The organism is Streptomyces sp. SCSIO ZS0520, from assembly GCF_025643355.1.
GTDB classification, from domain to species: Bacteria; Actinomycetota; Actinomycetes; order Streptomycetales; family Streptomycetaceae; genus Streptomyces; species Streptomyces physcomitrii.
Genome location: NZ_CP092644.1, coordinates 1,045,510 through 1,063,607, shown reverse-complemented (window position 1 = coordinate 1,063,607; position 18,098 = coordinate 1,045,510). Strand labels below are relative to the sequence as shown.

At 75.8% G+C, this 18,098-nt stretch carries 2 protein-coding genes; both read left to right on the top strand.

What is annotated here, in order from left to right; translation table 11 throughout:
- The first annotated feature begins 5 nt into the window (after positions 1-5).
- Positions 6-13,190: a type I polyketide synthase gene (locus MID12_RS03535; RefSeq protein WP_263164819.1), complete on the top strand. Its 13,185-nt coding sequence runs from the start codon at positions 6-8 to the stop codon at positions 13,188-13,190.
- A 30-nt stretch (positions 13,191-13,220) separates the two neighbouring features.
- The gene (locus MID12_RS03530) at positions 13,221-18,047 is read left to right on the top strand and encodes a type I polyketide synthase (RefSeq protein ID WP_263164818.1); all 4,827 of its coding nucleotides are present in this window, start codon (positions 13,221-13,223) and stop codon (positions 18,045-18,047) included.
- The last annotated feature ends 51 nt before the right edge of the window (positions 18,048-18,098 follow it).

Here is an 18,098-nt window from a genome sequence, read left to right as displayed (position 1 = left end):
ACGTCATGACCAACGAACAGAAGCTGCTCGACCACCTCCGGTGGGTGACTGCCGAACTGCACCAGACCAAGGAGAAGCTGCGCGCCGCCGAGGAGGCCGAACCGGTCGCGATCGTTGCCATGAGCTGCCGCTTCCCGGGCGGGGTGCGCAGCCCGGAGGAGCTGTGGCGGCTGCTGCTCGACGAGCGCGACGCGGTCGGCGCCTTCCCCGCCGACCGCGGCTGGGACCTCGAAGGCCGCTACCACCCCGACCCCGACCACCGCGGCACCACCTATGTCCGCGAGGGCGGCTTCCTCAGCGACGCGGGCGGCTTCGACGCGGAGTTCTTCGGGATCTCCCCGCGCGAGGCGCTCGCCATGGACCCGCAGCAGCGCCTCCTCCTGGAGACCGCCTGGGAGGCCGTGGAGCGCGCCGGGATCGACCCGCTCAGCCTGCGCGGCAGCCGCACCGGCGTCTTCGCGGGCGTCATGCACCACGACTACGCCTCCCGCCTGGACGCCCTGCCGCCGGGCGTCGAGGTGTACGCGGGCAGCGGCAACGCGGGCAGCGTCGCCTCCGGGCGGATCTCGTACACCCTGGGGCTCGAAGGGCCCGCCGTCACCGTGGACACGGCCTGCTCCTCCTCACTGGTCACCCTGCATCTGGCCGCCCAGGCGCTGCGGCAGGGCGAGTGCGGACTCGCGCTCGCGGGCGGCGTCACCGTGATGTCCACCCTCGACCTCTTCGTCGACTTCAGCCAGCAGCGCGGACTCGCCGCCGACGGCCGCTGCAAGCCCTTCGCCGCCGCGGCCGACGGCACCGGCTGGGGCGAGGGCGCCGGCATGCTGCTCCTGGAGCGCCTCAGCGACGCCGAGGCCCACGGCCACCCGGTGCTCGCCGTGATCCGCGGCTCCGCCGTCAACCAGGACGGCGCCAGCAGCGGCATGACCGTCCCGAACGGGCCCGCCCAGCAGCGCGTCATCCGCCAGGCCCTCGACCAGGCGGGGCTCACCCCCGCCGAGGTCGACGCGGTGGAGGCGCACGGCACCGGCACCACCCTCGGCGACCCCATCGAGGCGCACGCCCTGCTCGCCACCTACGGCCAGGACCGCGAACGGCCGCTGTGGCTGGGCGCGGTGAAGTCGAACCTCGGCCACACCCAGGCCGCCGCCGGAGCCGCCGGGGTCATCAAGATGGTCATGGCGCTGCGCGCGGGCGTCCTGCCGAGGACCCTGCACCTGGACCGGCCGAGCCCCCAGGTCGACTGGTCGGCCGGGAAGATCAGCCTGCTCGGCGAACGCACCGACTGGCCCGAGACCGGCCGCCCCCGCCGCGCCGCGGTCTCCTCCTTCGGCATCAGCGGCACCAACGCCCACCTCGTCCTGGAACAGGCGCCGCAACCCGCGCCGCAACCCTCCCGGGACGAACCCCGACCGCCCCTGTACGCCTGGCCGTTGAGCGCCCGGAGCCCCGAGGCCCTGCGCGGCCAGGCGGCGGCCCTCCTGGCCGCGACCGACCCGGCGCGCCCCGGCGGCACGCCCTCCCTCGGCGGCACCGCCCGCGCCCTGGCCACCACCCGCACCGCCTTCGACCACCGCGCCGTGGTGCTCGGCGCCGACGCCGCGGAGCTGCGGACCGCGCTGACCGCGCTCGCCGCGGGCACCGGCGCCGACTCCCTGGTCGAGGGCACCGCCGTGCCCGGACGGCTCGCCCTGCTCTTCACCGGCCAGGGCTCCCAGCGGCCCGGCACGGGCAGCGCCCTGTACGCCGCGCACCCGGTCTACGCCCGCGCCTTCGACGAGGCCTGCGCCCACCTCGACCGCTACTTCGACACCCCGCTGCGCGAGGTCGTGCACGCCGCCGAGGGCAGCCCCGAGGCGGCGCTGCTGCACCGCACCGCCTACACCCAGGCCGCGCTCTTCGCCCAGGAGAGCGCCCTGTTCCGGCTCGCCGAGAGCTGGGGGGTGCGCCCCGACGTGCTGCTCGGCCACTCGGTCGGCGAGATCGTCGCCGCCCATGTCGCGGGCATGCTGAAACTGCCCGAGGCCTGCGCCCTGGTCGCCGCGCGCGGCAGGCTGATGGAGGCGCTGCCGGAGGGCGGCGCCATGCTCTCCGTGGCCGCCCCCGCCGAGGCCATCCGCCCGCTGCTCGCCGGATACGAGGGCCGGGCCGCGCTCGCCGCGATCAACGGACCGGCGGCCGTCGTGCTCTCCGGCGACGAGGACGCGGTGGCCGAACTCGCCGCCGGGCTGGGGGAGTTCCGCACCAAGCGGCTGCGGGTCAGCCATGCCTTCCACTCGCCGCGGATGGACCCCATGCTGGACCGCTTCCTCGCGGTCGTCTCCCGCCTGGAGTTCAAGCCGCCCACCGTGCCGCTCGTCTCCAATGTCACCGGCCGCCTCGCCCGCCCCGAGGAGCTGTGCGCGCCCGAATACTGGGTGCGCCACGTCCGCGGGACCGTCCTCTTCCACGACGGGGTCCGCGCCCTCGCCGCCCACGGGGTCACCGCCTGCCTGGAGTTGGGCCCGGACGCCGTGCTCAGCGCCCTCGCCGAGGACTGCCTCGCCGAGGAGCCCCCCGCCCAGCCGGTCCGTTTCAGCGCGGCCCTGCGCCGGGACCGCGAGGAGGTGGGCAGCTTCGCCCGCGCCCTCGCCGAGATCCACACCCACGGCGCCCGGGTGGACTGGGCGGCCCCCCACCCGGACGCTCCCCGCGTCGAGTTGCCCACCTACGCCTTCCAGCGCACCCGCTACTGGCTCGACGGCGCCGCCACCGGGAGCGGCGCGGTCCCGGCCGGGGCGGAGGGCGCCGGGCATCCGCTGCTCGGCGCCGCGGTCGCCCTCGCTGGCAGCGACGGCTACGTCTTCACCGGACTCCTCTCACCGCGCCGCCAGCCCTGGCTGGCCGACCATGTGGTGGCGGGCCGGGTGCTCCTGCCGGGCACCGCCTTCGTGGAACTCGCCGTCCGCGCCGGGGACCACGTCGGCTGCGCCCGGCTCGACGAACTCACCCTGCACGCCCCGCTGGCCTGGGCCGAACAGGAGGAGATCCAGCTCCAGTTCGCCGTCGGGGACGCCGCGCCCGACGGGCGGCGCCCGCTCACCGCCTGGGCCCGCCCCCGGGGCGGCGAGTGGACCCGGCACGCCGAGGGCGTCCTCGCCCCCGACACCGACCCGGCCCCCGCTCCCCAGCCCGAGTGGCCCCCGCGCGGCGCCGAACCCCTCGCCCTGGACGGCTTCTACGCCGACCGCGCCGCCGAGGGCTTCGCCTACGGGCCCGCCTTCCAGGGCCTGGTGGCCGCCTGGCGGCGCGGGACGGAACTCTTCGCCGAGGTCCGCCTGCCCGAACCGGCACCGGAGGCCGCCCCCGCCGAGGGCTACGGCCTGCACCCCGCCCTCCTGGACGCCGCCCTGCAGCCCGCCGCCCTCGGGGGGGTGCTCCCCGGCTCGGCGGGCCCCCGGCTGCCCTTCGCCTTCGGCGGGGTACGCCTGCACGCGAGCGGCGCCACCACCCTGCGGGTACGGCTCACCGCTGCCGGACCCGGCGCCCTCGCCCTCGACGCCACCGACGCGAGCGGCCACCCCGTGGTCTCGGTCGCCTCGCTGGCCCTGCGCCCCCTGGACCCCGCCCTCCTCCCCGCGGCCGGGCAGGACCTCCTCCAGCTGGACTGGGTGCCCGCACCCGCCACCGGCGGAGCCGGGGAACCGCCGGTGACCGTCGAGCCCGACACCTCCCGTGGCCTGCGCACCGCCCTGCACGAGACCCTGGAGGCCCTGCACCGGGCCCTCGCCGAGGAGAACGCGCCGCGCACGGTGTTCCTGACCCGGGCCGCCGAGACCGATCCGGTGGCCGCGGCGGTCCGCGGCCTGGTCCGCTCCGCCCAGTCCGAACACCCCGGCCGCTTCGCCCTGTTGGACGCCGACCCGGCCGCCGATCCCGAGGCGGTCGCCGCAGCAGCGGGCCAGGGCCACCCCCAAGCCGCCCTGTACGAGGGCGAGTTGCGGGTGCCGCGCCTGGTGCCCGCCGCCCGGGACACCGCCGAGGGGCAAGTGGCCTCGCCCGGCGGCGAGTTCGGACCCGAGGGCACCGTCCTGATCACCGGCGGCCTGGGCGTCCTCGGCCGCGCGGTCGCCCGGCACCTGGTCGCCGCGCACGGCGTACGCCATCTGCTGCTGATCGGCCGCAGCGGTGCGAGCCCCGAGGCCGAGGCGGAGGTCACCGCCGAACTGGCCGCGCTCGGCGCCGAGTCGGTGCGCACCGCCGCCTGCGACGCGGCCGACCGGGAGGCGCTCGCGGCACTGCTCGCCACCGTGCCGGAGGAGGCGCCGCTGCGCGCGGTGGTGCACGCGGCCGGGGTGCTCGGCGACGCCACCGTGGAGACGCTGACCGCCGACCGGCTCGACGCGGTGTTGCGCCCCAAGGCCGACGCCGCCCGCACTCTGCACGCACTCACCCGCGAACTCCCGCTCACCGCCTTCGTGTTGTTCTCCTCGGCGGCGGGTGTGCTCGGCGCCCCCGGACAGGCCGCCTACGCCGCGGCCAACTCCTTCCTGGACGCCCTCGCCGCCCGGCGGCGCGCCGAAGGACTGCCCGCGCTCTCCCTCGGCTGGGGACTGTGGGCCGAACGCAGCGGCCTGACCGGGGGACTCGCGGAGACCGACACCCGGCGGCTGGACCGCGGCGGCATGCGCGCGCTCCCCACCGAGCAGGCCCTCGCCCTGCTCGACCTGGCCCTCGGCCACCCCCGGCCGGTGCTCTTCCCCGTACGCTTCGACCGCGCCGCGCTCGCCGCCGCGGGCGAACTGCCGCCCGCACTCGCCCACTTCGCCCCCGCCGCGCCGCGGCCCGCGGCCCGGGCCGCGACCGCCCCCGGCTCCCTCGCCGGACGCCTCGCGGCCCTCGGCGCGCCGCAGCAAGAACGCCTCCTGCTCGACCTCGTCACCACCGAGGCCGCCGCCGTGCTCGGCCGGGCCGCCCATGAACCGCCCGAGCCCGCCCAGGTGTTCAAGGACGCCGGGTTCGACTCGCTGAGCGCCGTCGAACTGCGCAACCGGCTCTCCGCCGCCACCGGCCTGCGGCTGCCCGCCACCCTCGTCTTCGACCAGCCGACCCCCGCCGCGCTCGCCGCCCATCTGCGCGGCCGGCTCCTCGACGACCGCGGCACCGCCGCCACCGCCCCGGCCGGGCCCGCCGCGGCCCCCGAGGAACCCCTCGCCGTGGTCGCCATGAGCTGCCGCTTCCCCGGCGGGGTGCGCTCCCCGGAGGACCTGTGGGAGCTGGTGCGCTCCGGCGGCGACGCCATCTCCGGCTTCCCCACCGACCGCGGCTGGGACCTCGACGCCCTCTTCGACCCCGACCCCGCGCGCAAGGGCACCTCCTACGTCCGCGAGGGCGGATTCCTGGACGGGGCCGCCGAGTTCGACCCGCTGCTCTTCGGGATCTCCCCGCGCGAGGCGCTGGCGATGGACCCGCAGCAGCGCCTCCTCCTCGAAGCCTCCTGGGAGGCCTTCGAACGCGCCGGGATCGCCCCCGCGAGCCTGCGCGGCAGCAGGACCGGCGTCTTCACCGGCGTCATGTACCACGACTACGTCAATCTGCTCGCCCACGAGCCGGAGGTCGAGGGCTACGCGGGCAACGGCAGCGCGGGCAGCGTCGCCTCCGGCCGGATCGCCTACACCTTCGGGCTCGAGGGCCCCGCCGTCACCGTGGACACCGCCTGCTCCTCCTCGCTGGTCTCCCTGCACCTCGCCGCGCAGGCGCTGCGGCAGGGCGAGTGCGGACTCGCGCTCGCGGGCGGGGTCACCGTGATGGCGGCGCCGCACACCTTCGTCGAGTTCTCCCGGCAGCGCGGACTCGCCCCCGACGGCCGCTGCAAGCCCTTCGCCGAGGCCGCCGACGGCACCTCCTGGTCCGAGGGCATCGGCATGGTCCTCCTGGAGCGGCTGTCCGACGCCGAGCGCAACGGCCACCGCGTCCTCGCCGTGCTGCGCGGCTCCGCCGTCAACCAGGACGGCGCCTCCAACGGCATGACCGCCCCCAACGGCCCCTCCCAGGAACGCGTCATCGGCCAGGCCCTGAGCCGCGCCCGGCTCACCACCGCGGACATCGACGCGGTGGAGGCGCACGGCACCGGCACCGCCCTCGGCGACCCGATCGAGGCCGGGGCCCTGCTCGCCACCTACGGGCAGGGGCGGCCCGAGGACCGCCCGCTGTGGCTCGGCTCGGTCAAGTCCAACCTCGGGCACACCCAGGCCGCCGCGGGCGCGGCGGGTGTGATCAAGATGGTCATGGCGATGCGGCACGGAGTGCTCCCGCGCACCCTGCACGTGGACGCGCCCACCTCGCACGTCGACTGGTCCGCGGGCGCCGTGCGCCTGCTGACCGAGGAGCGGCCCTGGCCGGAGACCGGCCGCCCCCGCCGGGCCGCCGTCTCCTCCTTCGGCATCAGCGGCACCAACGCCCACCTCCTCCTCGAACAGGCCCCCGTCGCCCCCGCCGTGGAGGCCCCGGCCGCCGAACCGCCCCGGCCCGCCGTCGCGGTGCTGTCCGGCCGCACCGGGGAAGCGGTCCGCCGCAAGGCCGGGCAGCTGCGCGAACTGCTCCTCGCCCAACCGGAGCTGACCGCCCCTCAGGTCGCACGGGCCCTGGCCCTCGGCCGCTCCCCGCTCGCCCACCGCGCCGCCCTCGTCGCGAGCGACCGTACGCAACTCCTCGCCGCCCTCGGCGCCCTGGTCGAGGACCGCCCCGCCGCGGGACTGGAACAGGGCGTACCGCTGCCGGGCCGCCTGGCCTTCCTCTTCACCGGGCAGGGTGCCCAACGCCCCCGTATGGGCCGGGAGTTGTACGAGACCTTCCCCGTCTACGCCGAGGCCTTCGACGCGGTGTGCGCGGCCCTCGACCCCCATCTGCCCCAGCCCGTACGGGAGATCGTCTTCGGCACGGAGGCCGACGCCGAGCGTGACCTGTCGGAAGCCGGAACCCTGGACCGTACGCAGTGGGCGCAGGCGGGCCTCTTCGCCCTGGAGGTCGCGCTCTTCCGGCTCCTGGAGTCCTGGGGTGTGGTCCCGGACTTCCTGCTGGGGCATTCGGTCGGGGAGATCGCGGCCGCGCATGTGGCGGGGGTGTTCTCGCTCGCGGATGCGGCTGAACTGGTGGCTGCGCGGGGCCGGTTGATGGGGGCCTTGCCCTCGGGTGGGGCGATGCTTGCGGTGTCCGTGTCGGGTGAGGAGGCGGTGCGGCTCTGTGCCGGGTACGAGGGTCGGGTCGAGGTCGCGGCGGTGAACGGGCCGCGGGCGAGTGTGCTCTCGGGTGACGCCGACGCGGTCGAGGAGATCGCTGTTCTCGCGGAGGCGGTCGGCCACCGGATCAAGCGGCTCGCGGTGAGCCATGCCTTCCACTCCCCGCGCATGGACCCCATGCTCGACGCATTCGCCGCGGTGGTCCGGGAGTTGACTCCCGCCGAGCCGCGCATCCCGCTCGTCTCGAATGTGACCGGACGCCTCGCCACCGGCGAGGAACTGCGCGACCCGGGGCACTGGGTACGCCACGTCCGCGGCACCGTCCTCTTCCACCAGGGCATCCGCACCCTGGCCGACTCCGGAGTCACCCGCTTCGCCGAACTGGGCCCCGACGCCGTCCTCACCGCTTCGGCCGAGGAGACCTTGGCCGAGCACCGGCTTGAGCAGGGCCCCGCTGAGCAGCTCGCCGTTGCCGACGTCTCCGCCGGTGGGGACGCTCCCGCCGAGTCGGCTCTCTCGCCCGTACGTGACGCAGTCCCCGTACATGACGAGGCCCCCGTACCCGCCACGGCTGCCGTACCCGACACGCCCGCCGCCCCCGCCGACCGTGAGACCGCCACCGGCCGGCAGGCCTCCGCCCACCCCGGCTACCGACTGACCGCCCTGCTCCGCCGCGACCGGGACGAGGCCTTCACGCTGGCCGCGGCCCTCGGCGCGCTCTACTGCTCCGGCACCGTCCCCGACTGGGAGGCCGTGTTCCCCGGCCCGCGCGGCGCCCTCGTGGACCTGCCCACCTACCCCTTCCAGCGCCGCCGCTTCTGGCCCGCCAGCGCCGCGCCCGCCGCCCGCGCGGGTGGCGGCACTCCGGCAGGAACAGGACCGGCCCCGGAGCCGGAGGAGGCGCCCGGTTCGTCCGCGCCCTCCGGGGCCGGTTCGCCCCTGGCGCGGCGGCTCGCGGCGGAGGCCGACCCGGGCCGGGTGCTGCTCGGCCTGGTGCGGGACCACGTGGCCGCGGTGCTCGGCCACACCGCGGAGGAGGCGGCCGACCCCCAACTCGCCTTCCGCGAGCTCGGGTTCGACTCGATGACGGCGGTGGAGTTCCGCAACCAGCTCGCCCGTGCCACGGGTCTGGAGCTGCCCGCCACCCTGGTCTTCGACCACCCGACGCCCGCCGCGCTCGTCACCCATCTGCGGGCCGAGCTGCTCGACGGCCGGGGCGCCGCCACCGTGGCGCGCCACACCGCGGGCAGCGAGGAACCGATCGCCATCGTCGGGATGAGCTGCCGCTTCCCCGGCGGTGTCGGCTCCCCGGAGGAGCTGTGGCAGCTGGTCGCGGAGGAGCGGGACGCGATCACCCCGTTCCCCGCCGACCGCGGCTGGAATCTGGACGCCCTCTTCGACCCGGACCCCGGGCGGCTCGGCACCACGTACACCCGGGGCGGCGGATTCCTCGGCCAGGCCGCGGAGTTCGACGCCGCCTTCTTCGGGATCTCGCCCCGTGAGGCGCTGGCGATGGACCCGCAGCAGCGGCTGCTCCTGGAGACCTCCTGGGAGGCCTTCGAACGTGCCGGGATACGGCCCGCCGAGGCGGGCGGCACCGGTGTCTTCGTCGGCACCAACGGCCAGGACTACACCGCCCTGGTCGGCCACTCCGCGGAGAACCTGGAGGGCTACCTCGGCACCGGCGGCGCGAGCAGCGTCGCCTCCGGCCGGATCGCCTACGCCCTCGGTCTCGAAGGGCCCGCGCTGACCGTGGACACGGCCTGCTCCTCCTCCCTGGTCGCCCTGCACTTGGCCGCCGAGGCGCTGCGGCGCGGCGAGTGCGCGCTCGCGCTCGCGGGCGGCGTGACCGTGATGTCGACCCCGCAGTCCTTCATCGACTTCAGCCGCCAGCGCGGTCTCGCCGCCGACGGCCGGTGCAAGCCCTTCTCGGCGGCGGCCGACGGCACCGGCTGGTCCGAGGGCGTCGGCATGCTGCTCGTCGAACGCCTCTCCGACGCCCGGCGCAACGGCCACCAGGTCCTCGCCCTGGTGCGCGGCTCGGCCGTCAACCAGGACGGCGCCTCCAACGGCCTCACCGCGCCCAACGGCCCCGCCCAGCAACGGGTGATCCGCCAGGCCCTCGCCAACTCCCGCCTGCGGGGCGGCGATATCGACGTCGTCGAGGCGCACGGCACCGGCACCGCCCTCGGCGACCCGATCGAGGCGGGCGCCCTGCTCGCCACCTATGGTCAGGAGCGTCCGGAGGGCCGCCCGCTGTGGCTCGGCTCGCTGAAGTCGAACATCGGGCACACCCAGGCCGCCGCCGGAGTCGCCGCCGTCATCAAGATGGTGGGGGCCCTGCGGCACGGGGTACTGCCGAGGTCCCTGCACCTCGACGAGCCGACCCCGCACGTCGACTGGGACTCCGGCGCCGTCAGCCTGCTCACCGAGCGCCGCGACTGGCCCGCCACCGACCACCCGCGCCGCGCCGCCGTCTCCTCCTTCGGCATGAGCGGCACCAACGCCCATCTGGTCCTCGAAGAGGCCCCGCCGGTACCGGAGTTGGCGCAGACGCCGCAGGTTCCGGGGGTTCCGGAGGACGCGGCGCCCCGGGTCCGGACCGGCCCGGCCACCGCCGAGGCGCCCGCCGCGACCGCGCAGCCCACCACCCCGCCCGCACTGCCCGCGCTCTGGACCCTCTCGGCCAAGTCCCCCGAGGCCCTGCGCGCCCAGGCCGAACGCCTGCGCGGCCACCTCGGCGGACCCCCCGGGCTCCCGGCCCCCGCCGCCGATCCGGGCGACCTCGCCCGGATCGGCCGCCAACTGGCCGCCACCCGGACCCCGTTCACCCACCGGGCCACCGTCCTCGGCGACACCGCCGACGAGCTGCGGACCGCCCTGGACGCCGTGGCCGGGGGCCTCACCCCGCCCCGTACCGCCCGCGAGGACGCCCGGTGGGCCTTCCTCTTCACCGGGCAGGGGGCCCAACGCCCCGGTATGGGACGGGAGTCGTACGAGGCGTTCCCCGTCTTCGCCGAGGCCTTCGACGGCGCCTGCGCGGAACTGGACCGCCACCTGGGCGAGTCGGTGCGGGACCTCGTCTTCGGCGGCGACGCGGAGACACTGAACCGCACGGTGTGGGCGCAGGCCGGGCTCTTCGCCCTCGAAGTGGCACTCTTCCGGCTGGTGGAATCGTGGGGCCTCCGGCCCGACTTCCTGCTCGGGCATTCGGTCGGGGAGATCGCGGCCGCGCATGTGGCGGGGGTGTTCTCGCTCGCGGATGCGGCTGAGCTGGTGGCTGCGCGGGGCCGGTTGATGGGGGCGTTGCCGTCGGGTGGGGCGATGTTGGCGGTGTCCGTGTCGGGTGAGGAGGCGGTGCGGCTCTGTGCCGGGTACGAGGGTCGGGTCGAGGTCGCGGCGGTGAACGGGCCGCGGGCGAGTGTGCTCTCGGGTGACGCCGATGCGGTGGAGGAGATCGCCGTTCTCGCGGAGGCGGTCGGCCACCGGATCAAGCGGCTCGCGGTGAGCCATGCCTTCCACTCCCCGCGCATGGAGCCGATGCTGCCCGAATTCGCGGCGGTGGTGAGCGGGTTGACCCTGTCCGCACCCCGGATGCCCCTCCTCTCGAACGTCACGGGTGAGCCCGCCACGGCCGGGGACCTGTGCTCCCCGGCCTACTGGGTACGGCACGTGCGGAGCACCGTCCTCTTCCATGCGGGCGTGCGCAGCCTGCTCGCCGAAGGGGCCACCCACTTCCTGGAGTTGGGCCCCGACGGCGTGCTCACCGCCGCCGCCCAGGACTGCCTCCCCATCGACACCGGGGCCGAGCCCCACGGCAGTGCCACGCCCCCCGTCCCCCAGGACCGCTTCGTCCTGCTGCCGCTGCTGCGCCGGGACCGGCCGGAGGTCCGGACACTGCTCGACGCCGTAGGACAGGCGTACGCGAGCGGCGCCCGGGTCGACCTGCCCCGTCTGCTCGGCGGTACCGCCACCTCGGCGCCGGACCTGCCCACGTACCCCTTCCAGCGGGAGCGCTACTGGCCCACTCCGGCAGAGGAGGCCACCCTCCCCGCCTGGCTGGGCGGCAGCACCGGACCCGCCCTCGACACCCTCCTCTACGAGGTGACCTGGCAGCCCTTCACCCCACCGGAGGCCCAACTCCCCGGCCGCTGGCTCCTGATCGGCGAGACGGCCCCGGAGGCGAAGGGGACGACGGAAGCCGCGGAGACCGGCACCACGCACGAGATCGAGCGCGCGCTGACCGCCGCGGGCGCCGAGGTCGTGCACTGCGCCTCAGCGGACCCCCGGGCACTCACCGAGGCGGTGGCGGGCGGCCCGGTGGCCGGTGTGCTCGCCTGCCCCGCTTCCGCGACCGAACTCCTGGCGCTGGTGCAGGCGTTGGACGAGGTGGGGGTGTCGGGTCGGTTGTGGTGTCTGTCCAGGGGCGCGGTGTCGGTGTCGGCTGCTTCGGGTGAGGTGCCCGATCCCGTACTGGCGCAGGTGTGGGGCTTCGGGCGGGTGGTGGCCCTGGAACGCCCGCAGACCTGGGGCGGGTTGGTGGATCTGCCCCGCGACGGCAAGGGCGGTGAGATGCTCGCCGCCGTGCTGTCCGGCACCACCGGCGAGGATCAGGTCGCCCTGCGCGCTCACGGCGCCTTCGGCCGCCGTCTCGTCCACCGGAAGCCCGAGGACCGTACCGCCCTCGCCGACTGGCGGGTGCCGTCCGGATCGGTGTTGGTGACGGGTGGTACGGGTGCGTTGGGTGCGGGTGTGGCGCGGTGGTTGGCGGGTCGGGGTGCGGAGCATCTGGTGTTGACCGGTCGTCGCGGTGCTTCGGCGCCTGGTGCTGAGGAGCTGGTGCGTGAGCTGGGGGCCCTGGGTGTACGGGTTGACGTCGTCGCGTGCGATGTGAGTGACCGGGGGTCGGTTGCCTCGCTGCTTGCGGAGTATGTGTTCTCGGCGGTGTTTCATGTGGCGGGTGTGGTGGATGACGGGGTGGTGGAGTCGTTGTCCGCGGAGCGGTTTGCGGGGGTGTGGGGGCCGAAGGCGGGGGGTGCGGAGTTGCTGGATGAGTTGACGCGGGGGATGGATCTCTCCGCTTTTGTCGTGTTCTCCTCGTTCGCGGGGGCGGTCGGTGGTGCGGGGCAGGGGAACTACGCGGCGGCGAACGCGCAGGTGGACGCGCTGGTCGAGCGCCGCAGGGCCGAAGGCCTCCCGGCGCTCTCGCTCGCCTGGGGCCCCTGGGCCGAGGGCGGAATGGCGGTGGACGAGGCGGTGGTGGACCGGATGCGGCTCGCCGGGATGACGCCGTTGCGCCAGGACACCGCCTTCGGGGTGCTCGACCGGGCGCTCGCCGCGGACCTGACCACGGCCACCGTCGTCGACATCGACTGGGAGCGCTTCGCCCCCGGCTTCACCTCGGCCCGCCCGAGCCCCCTGCTCGCCGCCCTCCCCGAGGTCGCGGCCGGGCAGCGGGGCGGCCCCGAGGCGGAACCGCTCACCGCGCGCCTCGCCGGGCTGTCCCCGGCGGAGCGGCACGAGGCCCTGCTCGACCTCGTCGGCACCCACGCCGCCGCGGTCCTCGGCCACGGCGGCACCGGGGGCATCGACGCCGAGGGCGCCTTCAAGGACCTGGGCTTCGACTCGCTGACCGCGGTCGAACTGCGCAACCGGCTCGGCGCGGCCACCGGGCTCGCCCTCTCCGCGACCCTGGTCTTCGACCACCCCACCCCGAACGCCCTCGCCGCCCACCTCCTCGGCAAACTGGGCGCGGACCTCGGCGGGGCGGACCCCCGGGAGGCGCGGCTGCGGCGGGCGCTGGCGACGCTGCCGCTGGCCCGGATCGAGGAGGCCGGGCTCCTCGACGTACTGCTGAAGCTCGCGGACGTGGAGGAGGAACCCGCCGAAGAGGGCGGGACCGGGTCGGCGGACATCGACGAGATGGACGCGGACGCCCTGATCCAGCTGGCGCTGGACAACAGCGAATCCTGACGGCGCGCGGGAAGTATGGGACTGGACGACATGGTTGCCTCGAACGACAAGCTGCTGGAAGCACTGCGGACCTCGCTGAAGGAGACCGAGCGGCTGCGTGAGCAGAACCGCCGCCTCGCCGAGGCCTCCCGCGAACCCCTCGCGATCGTCGCGATGGGCTGCCGCTTCCCCGGCGGGGTGCGCTCACCGCAGGACCTCTGGGAGCTGCTGGCCGAGGGCCGGGACGCCCTGTCGCCCTTCCCCGCCGACCGCGGGTGGGACCTCGACGCCCTCTTCGACCCGGACCCCGACCGGGCCGGATCCTCGTATGTGCGCGAGGGCGGCTTCCTGGACGGGGCCGCGGACTTCGACGCGGAGTTCTTCGGGATATCGCCCCGCGAGGCCCTCGCCATGGACCCGCAGCAGCGGCTGCTCCTGGAGACCTGCTGGGAGACGGTCGAGGCCGCCGGGATCGACCCGGCGAGCCTGCGCGGCAGCAGGACCGGTGTCTTCGTCGGCTCCAACGGCGCCGACTACGGCACCGTCCTGGTCGGCGGCCCCGAGGAGACCGACGGCTACCTCGCCACCGGCAACGCCACCAGCGTGCTGTCCGGCCGCGTCTCCTACGCGCTCGGTCTCGAAGGGCCCGCGCTGACCGTGGACACGGCCTGCTCCTCCTCCCTGGTCGCCCTGCACCTGGCCGCCCAGGCGCTGCGCCAGGAGGAGTGCGCGCTCGCCCTGGTGGGCGGGGTCACCGTGATGGCGAGTCCCACCACCTTCACCGAGTTCTCCCGGCAGCGCGGCCTCGCCGCCGACGGGCGCTGCAAGGCCTTCGCGGCGGCGGCCGACGGCACCGGCTGGGGCGAGGGCGCCGGCGTCCTGCTCCTGGAGCGCCTGCCGGACGCGCGGCGCAACGGGCACCAGGTCCTCGCCGTGCTGCGCGGCTCCGCCGTCAACCAGGACGGCGCCTCGAACGGGCTGACCGCCCCCAACGGCCCCTCCCAGCAGCGCGTCCTGCGCGCGGCCCTCGCCCAGGCCCGCCTCACCCCCGAGCAGATCGACGCGGTGGAGGCGCACGGCACCGGCACCACCCTCGGCGACCCCATCGAGGCGGGGGCCCTGCTCGGCACCTACGGGCAGCAGCGGCCCGAGGGGCGCCCGCTCTGGCTCGGCTCCGTCAAGTCGAACCTCGGGCACACCCAGGCCGCCGCCGGAATCGCGGGCGTGCTCAAGATGGTCCTCGCCCTGCGCCACGACGAACTGCCGCGCACCCTGCACGTGGACACCCCCACCCCGCAGGTCGACTGGTCCTCCGGCGCCGTACGTCTCGTCACCGAGCCCCGGCCCTGGCCCCGGTCCGCGGAGCCCCGCCGCGCCGGTGTCTCCTCCTTCGGCATGAGCGGCACCAACGCCCACGTCCTCCTGGAGGAGGCCCCCGCCGAGGAGCACGAGTCCGCCACCGCGCCCGAGAGCGGCGGGCCGCTGCCGTGGATCCTCTCCGCCCGGTCCGAGTCCGCGCTGCGCGACCGCGCCCGCGACCTGGCCGCCCTCCTCGCCGCGCGGCCCGATGCCCGACTCGCCGACATCGGGCTCTCCTTGGCCGTCACCCGCACCCGCTTCCCGCACCGCGCGATCGTCGTCGCCGCCGAACAGCCGCAGTTCCAGCAGGCCTTGACCGCGCTCGCCGAGGGCCGCCCGGCGCCCTCGGCCGCCGAGGGCCATGCCCCCGCCGCCCGCAAGCCGGTGTTCGTCTTCCCCGGGCAGGGCGCCCAATGGCCCGGTATGGCACGGGAGTTGCTCGACACCTCGCCGGTCTTCGCGGAACGCTTCGGGCAGTGCGCGAAAGCCCTCGGCGCCTACGTGGACTGGTCGCTCCCCGAGGTGGTGCGCGGTACGGAGGGCGCGCCGGGCCTGGACCGCGTCGATGTGGTGCAGCCCGCGCTCTGGGCCGTGATGGTCTCCCTCGCCGCCCTGTGGGAGTCGTACGGGGTGCGGCCCGCCGCGGTGGTGGGGCACTCGCAGGGGGAGATCGCCGCGGCCTGCGTCGCCGGTGCCCTGAGCCTGGACGACGGGGCACGCGTGGTGGCCCTGCGCAGCCGGGCGCTGGTGGCGCTCGCGGGGCGCGGCGGCATGGTCTCGGTCGCCGCGGACCGGGAGACCGCCGAGGCACTCGCGGCCCCGTGGGCGGGCCGGATCTCGGTGGCCGCGCTCAACGGGCCGTCCTCGACCGTGCTCTCCGGCGACGCGGAAGCCCTCGACGAACTGGTCGCCCGGGCCGGCACCGGGACCGTACGGGTCCGGCGCGTCGACGTCGACTACGCCTCCCACTCCGCGCAAGTGGAGGAGATCCAGGCGGAGTTGGCCGAGGTGCTGGCACCGGTGGCGCCGGTTCAGGCCCGGGTGCCCTTCCTGTCCTCGGTGACGGCGGAGTGGCTGCGGGGCGAGGAACTGGACGGCGGCTACTGGTACCGCAACCTGCGCGGCACCGTCCGCCTCGACGAGGTGATCCGGCTCCTCGGCGAACGCGGCGGGCACCAGTTCATCGAGGTCGGCCCGCACCCGGTGCTGCTGCCCTCGCTCCCCGAGGGCGGGGTCGGCACCCTGCGGCGCACCGACGGCGGCCTCGACCGCTTCCTGCGCTCCCTCGCCGAGGCGCACGCCCGCGGCGTCGAGGCCGACTGGAGCGCCGCCTTCCCGGGCGCGCGCACCACGGCCCTGCCGACCTACCCCTTCCAGCGCACACGCTACTGGCCGCGTCCCAGCGCCCCGGGCGAGCAGCAGGCCGACCCCGCCGAGCGCGCCTTCTGGGCCGCCGTCGACCGCGCCGACCTGCCCGCCCTCGCCGAGGAGATCGGCGCCGCGGAACCGGCCCGTACCGCCCTCGAAGGCGCGCTGCCCGCCCTCCGGCACTGGCACCGCACCCGCCGCACCCGCGCCGAACTCGCCTCCTGGGCCTACCGGGTGACCTGGTCACCCCTCGCGGTCCCGCCCACCGGAACCCGGCTCAGCGGCCGCTGGCTCCTGCTGTCCGACGCGAGTCCCGGCACCGCCGGCACCACCGACGTCGAGGGCGCGCTGACCGCCGCGGGCGCCGACACCCTCGTACTGCGGACCGGGGAGCCCACCCGGGAGTCCCTGGCCGCGCTGCTCACCGAGGCGGTGGCGGGCGGTCCGGTGGCCGGGGTGGTCGCCTGCCCGGCCTCGGCGACCGAACTCCTGGCGCTGGTGCAGGCGTTGGACGAGGTGGGGGTTTCGGGTCGGTTGTGGTGTCTGACCAGGGGCGCGGTGTCGGTGTCGGCTGCTTCGGGTGAGGTGCCCGATCCCGTGCTGGCGCAGGTGTGGGGCTTCGGGCGGGTGGTCGCGCTCGAACGGCCGTTGGCCTGGGGCGGGTTGGTGGATCTGCCGCCCGAGGGCGCGGACGCCGGGTTGCTCGCCGCCGTGCTCTCCGGAGCCACCGGCGAGGACCAGGTCGCGCTGCGCGGGGGCCGTCTGCTGGGGCGGCGTCTGGTGCGCGCGGGCACGGCGGTGACCCCTCCGGCCGAGTCGGCGGCCCCCGGTGCGGGCTGGCGGGTGTCGTCGGGGCCGGTGTTGGTGACGGGTGGTACGGGTGCGTTGGGTGCGGGTGTGGCGCGGTGGTTGGCGGGTCGGGGTGCGGAGCATCTGGTGTTGACCGGTCGTCGTGGTGCTTCGGCGCCTGGTGCTGAGGAGTTGGTGCGTGAGCTGGGGGCCCTGGGTGTACGGGTTGATGTCGTCGCGTGCGATGTGAGTGACCGGGGGTCGGTTGCCGCGCTGCTTGCGGAGTTTGTGTTCTCGGCGGTGTTTCATGTGGCGGGTGTGGTGGATGACGGGGTGGTGGGGTCGTTGTCCGCGGAGCGGTTTGCGGGGGTGTGGGGGCCGAAGGCGGGGGGTGCGGAGTTGCTGGATGAGTTGACGCGGGGGATGGATCTCTCTGCTTTTGTCGTGTTCTCCTCGTTCGCGGGGGCGGTCGGTGGTGCGGGGCAGGGGAACTATGCGGCGGCGAACGCGCAGGTGGACGCGCTGGTCGAGCGCCGCAGGGCGGAAGGCCTCCCGGGCCTCTCCCTCGGCTGGGGCTCCTGGGCCGGAGGTGGGCTGGCCACCGGAAGCGAGGCCGTCACCGAACGCCTGAAGCGTGGCGGCATGCGGCCGATGGACCCCGCGCTCGCCCTCACCGCCCTGGGCGCCGCCCTCGACCGCGAGGAGACCCATCTCGTCGTCGCCGGGGTCGACTGGGAGCGCTTCGCCGACTCCTTCCTCACCGGCCGCCCCAGCCCGCTGCTCGGCGAACTCCCCGAAGTACAGGCGCTGGTGGCTGCCCGCGCGGCCGAGGAGGACCAGGGATCCGCCCTGGCACACCGCCTGCGCGACCTCGCACCCGCCGACCGCGAGAGCGCGCTCCTCGACCTCGTACGCGCCCAGGCCGCCGCCGTCCTCGGCCACAGCACACCCGCCTCGGTGGCGGGTACGAAGGCCTTCCGCGACGCCGGGTTCGACTCCCTGACCGCGGTCGAACTGCGCAACCGCCTCGGCGCCGCCACCGGCCTGACCCTGTCCGCCACCCTCGTCTTCGACCACCCGACCCCGGCCGCGCTCGCCGCCCACCTCGCCGCCGAGCTGGGTACCGGTGCCGAGAGCGGCTTCGAGGAGGCCTTCGACCAGGTCGAGCGGCAGCTGCGCGGCCTCGGCGCGGGCAGTGCCGAGCACACCAGGATCATGCTCCGTATGCAGGCCCTGGTCGCCGCCTGGCGGGACGGCCCCGGCGAGGAATCCGCCGCCGAGGAGCCCGCCGCCGAGGGCTTCGACACGGCCGACGACGACGAACTCTTCGGGCTCATCGGCGAGAAGTTCGGCATCTCGTGAGCACCGCGCCGCCACCGGCCTCCCGCCCCACCCCTCGCACGACCCCGACGG

Coding starts and splice junctions, on each gene's coding strand:
- MID12_RS03535 (WP_263164819.1), top strand. CDS start 6: ATGACCAACGAACAGAAGCTGCTCGACCACCTCCGGTGGGTGACTGCC.
- MID12_RS03530 (WP_263164818.1), top strand. CDS start 13,221: ATGGTTGCCTCGAACGACAAGCTGCTGGAAGCACTGCGGACCTCGCTG.